This is a genomic window from Pseudomonas sp. 58 R 3, assembly GCF_900006605.1.
Taxonomy (GTDB): domain Bacteria; phylum Pseudomonadota; class Gammaproteobacteria; order Pseudomonadales; family Pseudomonadaceae; genus Aquipseudomonas; species Aquipseudomonas salomonii.
This window is the reverse complement of the sequence record NZ_CVTT01000025.1, coordinates 20,608-33,163: the sequence shown is the minus strand read 5'-3', so window position 1 is coordinate 33,163 and position 12,556 is coordinate 20,608. Positions and strand designations below refer to the sequence as shown.

Annotated in this window: 12 protein-coding genes; 9 read left to right on the top strand and 3 right to left on the bottom strand. The window is 59.6% G+C overall.

The features are described from left to right. Positions 1-166 precede the first annotated feature (166 nt). The 3 genes from BFP92_RS02725 (at position 167) to BFP92_RS02715 (ending at position 3,806) form a co-directional block, all read left to right on the top strand. Positions 167-1,429 (top strand): ATP-binding protein, encoded by a 1,263-nt coding sequence (locus BFP92_RS02725; RefSeq protein ID WP_017138277.1) that lies wholly within the window; start codon positions 167-169, stop codon positions 1,427-1,429. After that, on the top strand, positions 1,422-1,982 hold the full coding sequence (locus tag BFP92_RS02720; protein ID WP_003171731.1) for a response regulator transcription factor: 561 nt from the start codon (positions 1,422-1,424) through the stop codon (positions 1,980-1,982). Before BFP92_RS02725 ends, BFP92_RS02720 begins: the two co-directional genes overlap by 8 nt. Positions 1,983-2,081: 99 nt before the next feature. Next, positions 2,082-3,806, top strand: coding sequence for an ABC transporter ATP-binding protein/permease (locus tag BFP92_RS02715; protein ID WP_065911591.1), 1,725 nt, complete (start codon positions 2,082-2,084; stop codon positions 3,804-3,806). 195 nt (positions 3,807-4,001) lie between these two features. On the opposite strand, the gene BFP92_RS02710 is transcribed toward BFP92_RS02715, so the two are convergent. Continuing rightward, complete coding sequence (locus BFP92_RS02710) at positions 4,002-4,439, bottom strand: Z-ring associated ZapG family protein (RefSeq protein WP_017138275.1); 438 nt, start codon at positions 4,437-4,439, stop codon at positions 4,002-4,004. A 147-nt stretch (positions 4,440-4,586) separates the two neighbouring features. On the opposite strand from BFP92_RS02710, the gene BFP92_RS02705 reads away from it, so the two are divergent. The 3 genes from BFP92_RS02705 (at position 4,587) to zapE (ending at position 7,770) form a co-directional block, all read left to right on the top strand. Then, positions 4,587-5,216, top strand: a complete 630-nt coding sequence (locus tag BFP92_RS02705) for an alpha/beta hydrolase (RefSeq protein ID WP_065911589.1) — start codon at positions 4,587-4,589, stop codon at positions 5,214-5,216. Positions 5,217-5,240: 24 nt separating this feature from the next. Then, complete coding sequence (locus BFP92_RS02700) at positions 5,241-6,596, top strand: tryptophan--tRNA ligase (RefSeq protein WP_065911587.1); 1,356 nt, start codon at positions 5,241-5,243, stop codon at positions 6,594-6,596. A 79-nt stretch (positions 6,597-6,675) separates the two neighbouring features. Beyond that, positions 6,676-7,770 (top strand): cell division protein ZapE, encoded by a 1,095-nt coding sequence (gene zapE / locus BFP92_RS02695; RefSeq protein ID WP_065911585.1) that lies wholly within the window; start codon positions 6,676-6,678, stop codon positions 7,768-7,770. Between the two features lie 189 nt (positions 7,771-7,959). Here the strand turns inward: zapE and BFP92_RS02690 are convergent, their stop codons facing one another. Further along, entirely contained in the window at positions 7,960-8,880 is a 921-nt protein-coding gene (locus BFP92_RS02690; RefSeq protein WP_170875816.1) for a GlxA family transcriptional regulator, read from the bottom strand. Positions 8,881-9,100: 220 nt separating this feature from the next. Between BFP92_RS02690 and BFP92_RS02685 the strand changes: the two genes are divergently transcribed. Continuing rightward, positions 9,101-10,237, top strand: coding sequence for an acyl-CoA dehydrogenase family protein (locus BFP92_RS02685; RefSeq protein WP_065911580.1), 1,137 nt, complete (start codon positions 9,101-9,103; stop codon positions 10,235-10,237). A 134-nt stretch (positions 10,238-10,371) separates the two neighbouring features. On the opposite strand, the gene BFP92_RS02680 is transcribed toward BFP92_RS02685, so the two are convergent. Next, the gene (locus tag BFP92_RS02680) at positions 10,372-11,412 is read right to left on the bottom strand and encodes an NADP(H)-dependent aldo-keto reductase (RefSeq protein WP_065911578.1); all 1,041 of its coding nucleotides are present in this window, start codon (positions 11,410-11,412) and stop codon (positions 10,372-10,374) included. 248 nt (positions 11,413-11,660) lie between these two features. On the opposite strand from BFP92_RS02680, the gene rplM reads away from it, so the two are divergent. Further along, complete coding sequence (gene rplM, locus BFP92_RS02675; RefSeq protein WP_003171742.1) at positions 11,661-12,089, top strand: 50S ribosomal protein L13; 429 nt, start codon at positions 11,661-11,663, stop codon at positions 12,087-12,089. Between the two features lie 14 nt (positions 12,090-12,103). Next, a complete protein-coding gene (rpsI, locus tag BFP92_RS02670; RefSeq protein ID WP_003216038.1) occupies positions 12,104-12,496 on the top strand; it encodes a 30S ribosomal protein S9 in 393 nt (130 codons plus the stop codon). Positions 12,497-12,556: the final 60 nt, after the last annotated feature.

Here is a 12,556-nt window from a genome sequence, read left to right as displayed (position 1 = left end):
ACGGTGGCATCGGGTTCTTCGGGTTTACACATTCGCTACAAGTGGTGGTGGTGCCGACGAACGGTCATTTGGCCGGCCTGCGTCAAAGAGCCACACGCGCCGTGCCAGCGGGTCTGCTTCGTTTATACTCGTGCCGATCCGCCTGCAGCGCTCACCGGGAGAGCTCATGCTCGCCGCCGTAAAACTGACTTCCGCCACACGCCAGAACCTCTGGCGCCTGACGTTCATCCGTACCCTGGTACTGGCCGCACAGGCCGGCTCCGTCGGGCTTGCCTATTGGTTCGACCTGCTGCCGCTGCCGTGGCTGCAACTGGGTGTGACCCTGGCGTTTTCCACGGTGCTGTGCGCGTTCACCGCCATCCGTTTGCGCACTACGTGGCCGGTGACCGAGTTGGAATATGCGCTCCAGTTGGCCTGCGACCTGTTTATCCACAGTGTGTTGCTTTATTTCTCCGGTGGTTCCACCAACCCGTTCGTTTCTTATTACCTGGTGCCACTGACCATCGCCGCCGTGACCTTGCCATGGCGCTACTCGGTGGTGCTGTCGGGAATTGCGCTGACGCTCTATACCTTGCTGCTGGCGCAGTTCTATCCGCTGCAAACCTTTCCCATCGCCCGCGAAAACCTGCAGATCTACGGGATGTGGCTGAGCTTCGCGCTGTCTGCTGCGGTGATCACGTTTTTCGCTGCACGCATGGCCGAAGAACTGCGCCGTCAGGAAGAACTGCGCGCTATTCGCCGCGAAGAAGGCCTGCGCGACCAGCAATTGCTGGCCGTCGCCACTCAAGCCGCCGGCGCCGCCCACGAATTGGGCACACCATTGGCGACCATGAGCGTGCTGCTTAACGAAATGACCCAGGACCATCACGACCCGGTGCTGCAAGAAGACCTCGGTGTGTTGCGCGAACAGGTCAAGCAGTGCAAGCAGACCTTGCAGCAACTGGTGCGCGCGGCCGAAGCCAATCGCCGCCTGGCGGTAGAGATGCAGGACGTGACCCAGTGGCTCGACGAAGCCCTGAACCGCTGGCACCTGATGCGTCCCGAAGCCAGTTACCGTTTTCATCTATTAGGGCAGGGCAGTGTGCCGCGCATGGCGCCGCCGCCGGACCTGACCCAGGCCTTGCTCAACCTGCTGAACAACGCCGCCGACGCTTGCCCCGAAGGCCTGGGCGTACAGCTGGACTGGGACGCGGAAAACGTCACCATCAGTATTCGTGACCACGGCGCGGGCGTGCCGCTGGCCATTGCCGAACAGATCGGCAAACCGTTCTTTACCACCAAGGGCAAAGGCTTCGGCCTCGGCCTGTTTTTGAGCAAGGCCAGCGTGACCCGCGCGGGCGGCTCAGTGAAGCTCTATAGTCATGAGGAAGGTGGCACGCTCACCGAGCTGCGCCTGCCCCGTGTCGCACGAGGAGATATCGATGAGTGACGAGATCCAAGTCGAAGGCGAAGAACTGCCGCACCTGTTGCTGGTAGATGACGACGCCACCTTTACCCGCGTGATGGCGCGCGCCATGAGCCGTCGTGGCTTTCGCGTGAGCACCGCAGGTTCGGCTGAAGAAGGCCTGACCATCGCCCAGGCCGACCTGCCGGACTACGCCGCGCTCGACCTGAAAATGGACGGTGACTCCGGCCTGGTGTTGCTGCCCAAGCTGCTGGAGCTGGACCCGGAAATGCGCGTGGTGATCCTCACCGGTTACTCCAGCATCGCCACCGCCGTCGAGGCCATCAAGCGCGGTGCCTGCAATTACCTGTGCAAGCCGGCCGACGCCGACGACGTGCTGGCTGCCTTGCTCTCCGAGCACGCCGACCTCGACACCCTGGTGCCGGAAAACCCGATGTCGGTGGACCGCCTGCAGTGGGAACACATCCAGCGCGTGCTGACCGAACACGAAGGCAATATCTCCGCTACCGCCCGCGCGTTGGGCATGCACCGACGTACGCTGCAACGCAAGTTGCAGAAACGCCCGGTACGGCGCTGAACAAAGTCTGAACAATCCGCTTCAGGCTGCACGGAGCCCTGAACCGATCGTCTATGATCGGTTCAAACGCCTGTCACATTTTCTTACAGAGCCTGAACGATGAATCAGAACGCTGAGTATTCCGCGGTCAACGACGCGGTGCGTGGGCATTTTTTTCGCCGAACCTGGGCGCTGATAGCGCCTTACTGGCGCAGCGAAGAGAAGGGCAAAGCCTGGGTATTGCTGGCAGCAGTGATTGCTCTTTCGCTGTTCAGTGTGGCCTTTTCGGTCTGGATCAACCATTGGTACAAGGACTTCTACAACGCCCTGGAGAAGAAGGACACGGCCGCCTTCTGGCAACTGATCGGCTATTTCTGCATGCTCGCCGCCGTGGCGATTGTCGCTGCGGTCTACCGCCTGTACTTGACTCAGATGCTGACGATTCGTTGGCGTGCCTGGCTCACCGAAAAGTATTTCGCGCGCTGGCTTAGCCACAAGAACTACTACCAGCTGGAACAGGGCGGTTATACCGATAACCCGGACCAACGTATTTCCGAAGACCTCAATAACTTCACGTCGACGACGTTGAGCTTGAGTCTGGGGCTGCTGCGCAACGTCGTCAGCCTGGTGTCGTTTTCGATCATTCTGTGGGGCGTGTCGGGCAGCATCGAAGTGTTCGGTATCACCATCCCCGGCTACATGTTCTGGTGCGCATTGCTGTATGCCGCCGTCGGCAGTTGGCTGACGCACCTGATCGGTCGTCGTTTGATCGGTCTTAGCAACCAGCAGCAACGTTTCGAAGCAGACTTGCGCTTCTCCATGGTGCGCGTGCGGGAAAATGCCGAAAGCATTGCTTTGTACAATGGCGAGCCAAACGAAAATCAGCGTTTGAGTGCGCGGTTCGGCAAGGTTTGGCACAACTATTGGGACATCATGAAAGTGTCCAAGCGCCTGACCTTCTTCACCGCCGGTTATGAGCAGATCGCAATCGTCTTTGCGTTTATCGTGGCGGCACCGCGCTATTTCTCCGGCAAGATCGAACTGGGCGAGCTGATGCAAATCAACTCCGCATTCGGCAATGTGCAGGGCAATTTCAGCTGGTTTATCACCGCTTACTCCGATTTGGCCAGCTGGCGCGCGACCAGTGACCGTTTGCTGAGCTTCCACCAGGCCATGAGCGAAAACGAGCAACGTGCTCCGGCCATTGATGTGCGCCCGCAAGGCGAGCAACTGGTGGTCAAAGACCTGGGCATGGACCTGGTCGACGGCCGCCATCTGCTCACCGACGCCGACATGACCGTAGAGCCTGGCCAGCGCGTGATGCTCAGTGGGCGTTCCGGTAGCGGCAAAAGTACGTTGCTGCGCGCCATGGGCAACTTGTGGCCGGCGGGCCACGGCAGCATTCGCCTGCCGGCGGCGCGTTATCTGTTCCTGCCGCAAAAGCCTTACTTGCCGATTGGCAGCCTGAAGGCCGTGTTGAGTTATCCACAAGACGACAGCACCTACCCGGCCGAACGTTATGCACAGGTCCTGGAAACCTGCCGCTTGCCCCATCTGGTCAGCCGCCTGGATGAGGCCAACCACTGGCAGCGGATGCTCTCACCCGGTGAGCAGCAGCGTCTGGCCTTTGCCCGTGCCTTGTTGTTCGCGCCGCAGTGGATGTACATGGACGAAGCCACCTCGGCCATGGATGAAGAGGATGAGGCGAGCTTGTATCAAGCGTTGATCGATGAGCTGCCGGGGTTGAGTATCGTCAGTGTCGGCCATCGCAGCAGCCTCAAGCGTTTTCATGGGCGGCATGTGCGGATTGAGGGGGGGCTGTTGCAGGAGCAACCCGTCTCCTGAGGCGAGCTCGATCAAAATGTGGGAGCGGGCTTGCTCGCGAATGCGGTCTGTCAGTTGCAGTTGTTTTGACTGATCCACCGCTTTCGCGAGCAAGCCCGCTCTCACAGTGGATCTCCACTGTTCTTGAGAATAAGCACCCACAAAAAAGCCCGGCTGATCATCGATCAGCCGGGCTTTTTATTGCTTGAAAATAACTTACTTCTTCAAGCCGTAATGCTCGTCCAGCATGCCTGGGGCGTTCGGCGTTTTTGGCGCGTAGTCCCGTGGTGGCTCCTGATTTTCCCGCGGTGGCGTCAAGCGCTCCCGTGGGGCTTGCGGTGCATCGGAATGCAACGCGGCCAGCAGGCGCTGGCGGGTGATGTCGTCGAGGGCGAGGCGGTTGGCGCCATCGGCGAGATGATCCTGTACTTCCTGGTAGCTCTGAGTGAGCTTCTTGACCAGGGTCGCGGTGCTGTTGAAGTGGGTAACAACCTCGTTCTGATAACTGTCAAAACGTTCCTGAATGTCATCCAACTGACGCTGCGTGCGGTTAGGCGCGGCATTCGGCAGCAAGCGGGCAACCAGGAATCCAATGGCGACACCGGCAACCAGGGCAAGAGTCGGCAACAACCAAACTAAGAGCGAGTGTTCCACGAGTCCTTCCTCTATAAACGGCTTTGCTTTACGTTAACGGCTCAAACCTGCGCTGTATACCGCGATTAAGCTCGCAATGATGCCATGCACAGACTTTTAGCTAGACGAGTCGACCCTTTGAGAGGTCACGGAGTTCATTCCTTGCTCATGCGTGAAACCCCCGTTTTGATCGCTGGCCCGGTAGGCCAATTGGAAGCCTTGTACCTGGATCACCCCGAGCCACGTGGCCTGGCGCTGATCTGCCACCCTAACCCGGTGCAAGGTGGCACCATGCTCAATAAAGTCGTTTCGACCCTGCAGCGTACTGCCCGCGATGCTGGTTTGATTACTTTACGTTTCAATTACCGTGGCGTCGGCGCGAGCGCCGGTACTCACGACATGGCCAACGGTGAAGTGGACGATGCCGAAGCGGCGGCTACCTGGCTGCGGGAAAAACACCCCGAGCTGCCGATTACCCTGCTCGGCTTTTCCTTCGGCGGCTATGTCGCGGCCAGCCTCGGTGGCCGCCTGGAAGCCAAGGGCGAAAAGCTTGCGCACCTGTTTATGGTCGCCGCTGCGGTGATGCGCCTGCGTGATAGCGATGTGCTGCCCCAAGGTTGCCCACTGACCCTGATCCAGCCGGAAACCGACGAAGTGGTCGACCCTCAACTGGTCTACGACTGGTCCGCCGCCCTCAAACGCCCCCATGAGCTGCTGAAAGTGGCAGAATGCGGACACTTTTTTCATGGCAAGCTCACCGATCTCAAGGATCTGGTGCTGCCGCGCCTCTCGAATTGATAGCAGTCTGATAAGCGATTACCCATGACGACTCGTACCCGTATCCTCACCGGCATCACCACCACCGGCACGCCGCACCTGGGCAACTACGCCGGTGCGATCCGCCCGGCGATCCTCGCCAGCCAGGACGCGAATGCCGATTCCTTCTACTTCCTGGCCGACTACCACGCCCTGATCAAGTGCGATGACCCGCAGCGCATCCAGCGCTCGCGCATGGAAATCGCCGCGACCTGGCTGGCCGGTGGCCTGGATGTGAACCGGGTGACCTTCTATCGCCAGTCCGACATCCCGGAAATCCCCGAGCTGACCTGGCTGCTGACTTGTGTTGCCGCCAAGGGCCTGCTCAACCGTGCCCACGCCTACAAGGCCTCGGTGGACAAGAACGTCGAAAGCGGTGAAGACCCGGACGCGGGCATCAGCATGGGCCTGTACAGCTACCCGGTGCTGATGGCGGCGGACATCCTGATGTTCAACGCGCACAAGGTGCCGGTGGGCCGTGACCAGATCCAGCACGTGGAAATGGCCCGCGACATCGGCCAGCGTTTCAACCACCTGTTCGGCAACGGTAAAGAATTCTTCACCATGCCCGAGGCGTTGATCGAAGAAAGCGTCGCCACCTTGCCGGGCCTGGATGGCCGCAAGATGTCCAAGAGCTACGACAACACCATCCCGTTGTTCACCAGCGCCAAGGACATGAAGGACGCCATCTCGCGGATCGTCACCGACTCGCGCGCGCCCGGCGAAGCCAAGGACCCGGACAACTCGCACCTGTTCACCTTGTTCCAGGCATTTGCCAGCAAGGCTCAGGAACAAGAGTTCCGCGCCGAGCTGCTGCAAGGCCTGGGCTGGGGCGAAGCGAAGAACCGCCTGTTCCAACTGCTCGACAGCCAACTGAGCGAGCCGCGCGAGCGTTACCACCAGTTGATGTCGCGCCCCTCGGACATGGAAGACCTGTTGCTGATCGGCGCCAAGAAAGCCCGCGCCGTGGCCGCACCGTTCCTTGCCGAGCTGCGTGAAGCCGTGGGCCTGCGCTCGTTCGTCAACCAGGGCGCCGCGCCGGTGGCGGCCAAGAAGAAAGCCGCGAAAGCTGCGCGATTTGTAAGCTTTCGTGAAGACGACGGTAGTTTCCGCTTCCGCCTGCTGTCGGCCGAGGGCGAGCAATTGCTGTTGTCGCGCAATTTTGCCGATGGCAAAACAGCGGGCGCAGTGACCAAGCAACTGCAAAACGGCGACGCGCTTGATCTACGTACTGAGGCCACAGGCTTCAGCGTATGGCTGGACGGTGCGGCCGTGGCCGATAGCGCTGACTTTGCCGACGAAACGTCGCGCGATGCAGCCATCGCCGCCTTGCGCGTTGCGTTGACCCCCATCGAGGATTAACCCGACCAAGGGTTGATTGCCATTATCCAGGGCCGTCGTTACAGTGACGGCCCGTTTTTGTTGCCTTGCTAACGAAATTATGACGCCCCTAGAACGATATCAAGCTGATCTGAAACGCCCTGAGTTCTTCCATGACGCGGCCCAGGAAAATGCGGTGCGTCATTTGCAGCGCCTGTACGACGACCTGGTCGCGGCCTCGCACAACAAGCCAGGGATGTTCAGCAAGCTGTTTGGCAAGAAAGACCACACGCCGGTCAAAGGCCTGTACTTCTGGGGTGGCGTGGGCCGTGGCAAGACCTACCTGGTCGACACCTTCTTCGAAGCACTGCCCTTTAAGGAAAAGGTGCGTACGCACTTCCACCGCTTCATGAAGCGTGTGCACGAAGAAATGAAGACGCTGCCGGGCGAGAAAAACCCGCTGACCATCATCGCCAAGCGCTTCTCCGACGAGGCGCGGGTCATCTGCTTCGATGAGTTCTTCGTCTCCGACATCACCGACGCCATGATCCTCGGTACCCTGATGGAAGAGCTGTTCAAGAACGGCGTGACCCTGGTCGCCACCTCGAACATCGTGCCTGACGGCTTGTACAAGGACGGCCTGCAACGTGCGCGCTTTCTGCCGGCCATCGCGCTGATCAAGCAGAACACCGAGATCGTCAACGTCGACAGCGGTGTCGACTACCGTCTGCGTCACCTTGAGCAGGCTGAACTGTTCCACTTCCCGCTGAACGAAGCGGCGCATGAAAGCCTGAAAAAAAGCTTCCGCGCGCTGACGCCGGAATGCACCCAGGCGGTGGAAAACGACAAGCTGATGATCGAGAACCGCGAAATCATCGCCCTGCGTACCTGCGATGACGTGGCCTGGTTCGAATTTCGCCAGCTGTGCGACGGCCCGCGTAGCCAGAACGACTACATCGAGTTGGGCAAGATCTTCCACGCGGTGATCTTGAGCGGCGTGGAGCAGATGAGCGTTACTACCGATGACATCGCGCGGCGGTTCATCAACATGGTCGATGAGTTCTACGACCGTAACGTCAAGCTGATCATCTCGGCGGAAGTCGAGCTCAAGGACCTCTACACGGGCGGTCGCTTGAACTTCGAATTCCAGCGCACCCTGAGCCGCTTGCTGGAAATGCAATCCCACGAGTTCCTGTCGCGTGGGCACAAGCCGTAAGCGATGGGCATGAGATGACCAAGGCCTGCAGTGATGCAGGCCTTTTTTATGGGGGTGTCCAGAGCAATGGAGATCGCTTGTGGGAGCCGGGCTTGCCCGCGATGGCGGTGTGTCAGTAGCAAGTGTATCCGCTGATATACCGCTATCGCAGGCAAGCCAGCTCCCACATGGGACTGTGTACACCCGGGCTCAAGCGGCTTGCTGGAACTGCTGCCGATACTGGTTTGGCGACAGCTCGGTATGCTGCCGGAACAGCCGCGCAAAGAAGCTCGCATCGTCGTATCCCACCTCATAGCTGATGGTCTTGATGCTCTTGCGGCTGCCCGAGAGCAAGCCTTTGGCCGTCTCGATGCGCAGCCGTTGCAGGTAATGCAGCGGCTTGTCACCCGTGGCCGTCTGGAAGCGGCGCATGAAGTTGCGAATGCTCATGCCGTGCTCCCGGGCGACGTCTTCGAAGCGGAACTTGTCGGCAAAGTGCTCTTCCAGCCAGTGCTGGATCTGCAGGATGATCACGTCCTGGTGCAGCTTCTGCCCGCCAAAACCGATGCGCCCTGGCGCGTAGTTGCGCTGCACTTCGTAAAGGATGTCGCGGGCCACCGCCTGGGCGATGTTGGCGCCGCAGAAGCGCTCGATCAGATAGATGTAAAGGTCGCACGCCGAGGTGGTGCCGCCGGCGCAGTACAGGTTGTCGGCGTCGGTGAGGTGCTTGTCCTGGTTGAGCTGCACCTTGGGGAAACGCTCGCTGAAGGCGTTGAAGAAGCGCCAGTAAGTGGTCGCCTCTTTACCATCGAGCAGTCCGGCTTCGGCCAGCCAGAACACGCCGGTGGCTTCGCCGCACAGCACCGCGCCACGCGCATGTTGTTCGCGCAACCAGGGCAGCACTTGCGGGTAGCGGGTGCACAGGGCTTCGAAGTCATCCCAGAAGGCCGGCAACACGATGATGTCGGCGTTTTCCAGGCCGCCGTCCACCGGCATGATCACATCGCTGAAGCTGCGTACCGACTGCCCGTCGGGGCTGACCAGGCGCGTTTCGAATGCCGGAGTCAGGCCCAGGCCTTGCTGTTTGCCATAACGCAGGCTGGCGAGGTGGAAGAAATCCTTGGCTTGCATGAGGGTGGAAGCGAATACCCGATCAATGGCCAAAATGCTGACGCGCCGCAGGGGCGTGGAGATTTGGTTAGACATAATTTCATTTATTCTTATAGGGGAAAGTGGTCACCAGACGGCTGGATCGTCTTATTTTTTGTCGCATGTGTCCAGTGTCCTGTGACGCCTTCGCGGCATAGGCTCTGTGGTCTGGTCTTTGTCCGACAATCCACGCAGGTGACCCATGATCCCCAGAACCTTGTTCAGCTCGGAGCACGAACTCTTCCGCGAGAGCGTGCGCACCTTCCTCGAAAAACACGCTGCGCCGTTCCATGGGCGGTGGGAAAAGCAGGGTTATATCGACCGTAACCTGTGGAGCATGGCGGGGGAGGCGGGGATGCTGTGCTCCCATCTGCCCGAAGAATACGGCGGGCTGGGCGCAGACTTCTTGTACAGCGCAGTAGTGATCGAAGAGATCAGCCGCCTGGGCCTCACCGGCATTGGTTTTTCCCTGCATTCGGACATCGTCGCGCCCTACATCCTGCATTACGGCAGTGAGGCGCTGAAGCAAAAGTACCTGCCAAAATTGATCTCCGGCGAGATGGTCACGGCCATCGCCATGACCGAGCCGGGTGCCGGTTCGGACCTGCAAGGTGTGAAGACCACCGCCGTGCCGGATGGTGATGAGTACGTGATCAACGGCTCCAAAACCTTTATCACCAATGGCTACCTCGCCGAGTTGGTGATCGTGGTGGCCAAGACCGACCCCAAGGCCGGCGCCAAGGGCACCAGCCTGTTTCTGGTGGAAGCCGATACGCCAGGCTTCGACAAGGGCAAGCGCCTGGAGAAGGTCGGTATGAAGGCCCAGGACACCTCGGAGCTGTTCTTTCAGGATGTACGCGTGCCCAAGGAAAACCTGCTCGGCCAGGCAGGCATGGGCTTCGCGTATTTGATGCAGGAACTGCCGCAGGAGCGCCTGACGGTGGCGATTGGCGCGCTGTCATCCGCCGAAGCTGCGCTGGCGTGGACCCTGGACTACACCCGCGAGCGCAAGGCGTTCGGCAAGGCGATTGCCGACTTTCAGAATACCCGCTTCAAGCTGGCGGAGATGGCCACCGAGATTCAGATCGGCCGCGTGTTTGTCGATAAATGCATGGCGCTGCACCTGGAAGGCAAGCTCGACGTGCCCACCGCTGCGATGGCCAAGTACTGGGCCACCGACCTGCAATGCAAAGTGCTCGACGAGTGCGTGCAGTTGCACGGTGGCTACGGCTTCATGTGGGAATACCCAATTGCGCGGGCCTGGGCGGATGCGCGGGTGCAGCGCATTTATGCGGGGACCAATGAGATCATGAAGGAGATTATTGCGCGGGCGCTTTGACGCCCACCGGATCGTTCCCACGCTCTGCGTGGGAATGCACCCAGTGACGCTCTGCGTCATACCTTCAAGCGCGGACGCGGAGCGTCCAGGGCGGCATTCCCACGCAGAGCGTGGGAACGATCATTGCGGGTCAATCAAGGCGCTGGGTTCGGATGATCCTTCTGAATCGCCTCAATCCCGTCCAGCACTTCCTTGGACAGCTTCAAGTCAGCACTGGCAATGTTGCTGTCCAATTGCTCCAGGCTCGTGGCGCCAATAATATTGCTGGTCACAAACGGCTGCTGCGTCACAAACGCCAGGGCCATCTGCGCCGGGTCCAGGCCATGTTCCCGCGCCAGGGCCACATAACGGCTGCACGCGGCTTCCGACTGCGGGTTGAAGTAGCGGCTGAAGCGGCTGTACTCGGTCAGGCGCGCCTTGGCCGGGCGTGCGCCGTTTTCGTATTTGCCGCTGAGCATGCCGAAGGCCAGCGGTGAATAGGCCAGCAAGCCGCATTGCTCGCGAATCGCCACTTCCGCCAAACCCACCTCAAAGCTGCGGTTGAGCAGGTTGTAGGGGTTCTGGATCGACACGGCGCGGGTCCAGCCACGGGCTTCGGCCAGGGCCAGGAACTTCATGGTGCCCCACGGGGTTTCATTGGACAGGCCGATATGGCGGATCTTGCCGGCCTTGACCTGTTCGTCCAGCGCTTCGAGGGTTTCTTCCAGCGGGGTCAGGTCGTCTTCGTCCTTGTGCTTGTAGCTCAGTTGGCCAAAGAAGTTGGTGCTGCGCTCCGGCCAGTGCAGCTGGTAGAGGTCGATCCAATCGGTTTGCAGGCGCTTGAGGCTGGCATCCAGGGCGTCGACGATGTGCTTGCGGTTGTGGCGCAGGTGGCCGTCGCGGATGTAGTCGATGGTATTGCCGGGGCCGGCGATCTTGCTGGCGAGGATCCAGTCGGCACGGTCGCCGCGGCTCTTGAAGTAATTACCGATATAACGCTCGGTGGTGGCATAGGTGTCGGCTTTAGGCGGCACCGGGTACATTTCGGCGGTGTCGAGGAAGTTGATCCCTGCGGCCTTGGCCCGTTCGATCTGTGCGAAGGCCTCTGCCTCGCTGTTCTGCTCACCCCAGGTCATGGTGCCCAAGGCGATCGCGCTTACGTTCAGATCGGTGCGGCCCAGCTGTCGATAATCCATCGGGTACTCCTTCGGGGAAAACAATCATAAAAGCAGGTTGAATTTTTTTTCGCAATCTGCATAATTGCCCACCTCTTTCTGCAGTGGAAGTGATGCGCCGCCTGCCGAAGAATCTTGCCGTTGAACGGACGCGCCGACCCGAGCCCCCGATAGCGTCTGTATCCGGCTGCCTTTGACTTGTCAAAGTACGCACTATTCAGTAAGATCCGCCGTCTAATTTACAGGGCGGCCCCTGAGGCTATTAAAGAATGACAACTTTTACTGCAAAACCGGAAACAGTTCAGCGCGACTGGTTTGTCGTCGACGCCGCTGGTCAGACCCTGGGTCGTCTGGCCACTGAAGTCGCCAGCCGTCTGCGTGGCAAGCACAAGCCTGAGTACACCCCTCACGTTGACACCGGTGACTACATTGTCATCATCAACGCCGAGCAGGTACGTGTTACCGGCAACAAAGCGCAAGACAAAATGTACTACCGTCACTCCGGTTTCCCAGGCGGTATCAAGTCTTCGAACTTCGAAGGCCTGATCTCCAAGAAGCCTGAAGCCCCGATCGAAATCGCGGTCAAAGGTATGCTGCCTAAGGGCCCACTGGGTCGCGATATGTTTCGCAAGCTGAAAGTCTATGCGGGCGCTGTACACCCTCATGCTGCTCAGCAGCCCCAAGAACTGAAGTTTTAACGGAATAGTTCATTATGTCGGCGACTCAAAATTACGGCACTGGCCGTCGCAAAACCGCTACCGCTCGCGTTTTCCTGCGTCCGGGTACTGGTAACATCTCGATCAACAACCGCACTCTGGAAAATTTCTTCGGTCGCGAAACTGCCCGCATGGTAGTTCGTCAGCCGCTGGAACTGACCGAGACTGTTGAAAAGTTCGACATCTACGTCACCGTTATCGGTGGCGGTGTAAGTGGTCAAGCTGGCGCAATCCGCCACGGTATCACTCGCGCTCTGATGCAGTACGACGAAACCCTGCGTGGCGCTCTGCGCAAAGCTGGCTTCGTAACTCGCGATGCTCGTGAAGTAGAACGTAAGAAAGTCGGTCTGCGTAAAGCGCGTAAGCGTCCGCAGTACTCGAAGCGTTAATTCGCTTTACGTTCCACAAAAACGCCCAACTCCTCACGGAGCTGGGCGTTTTTTATTGCC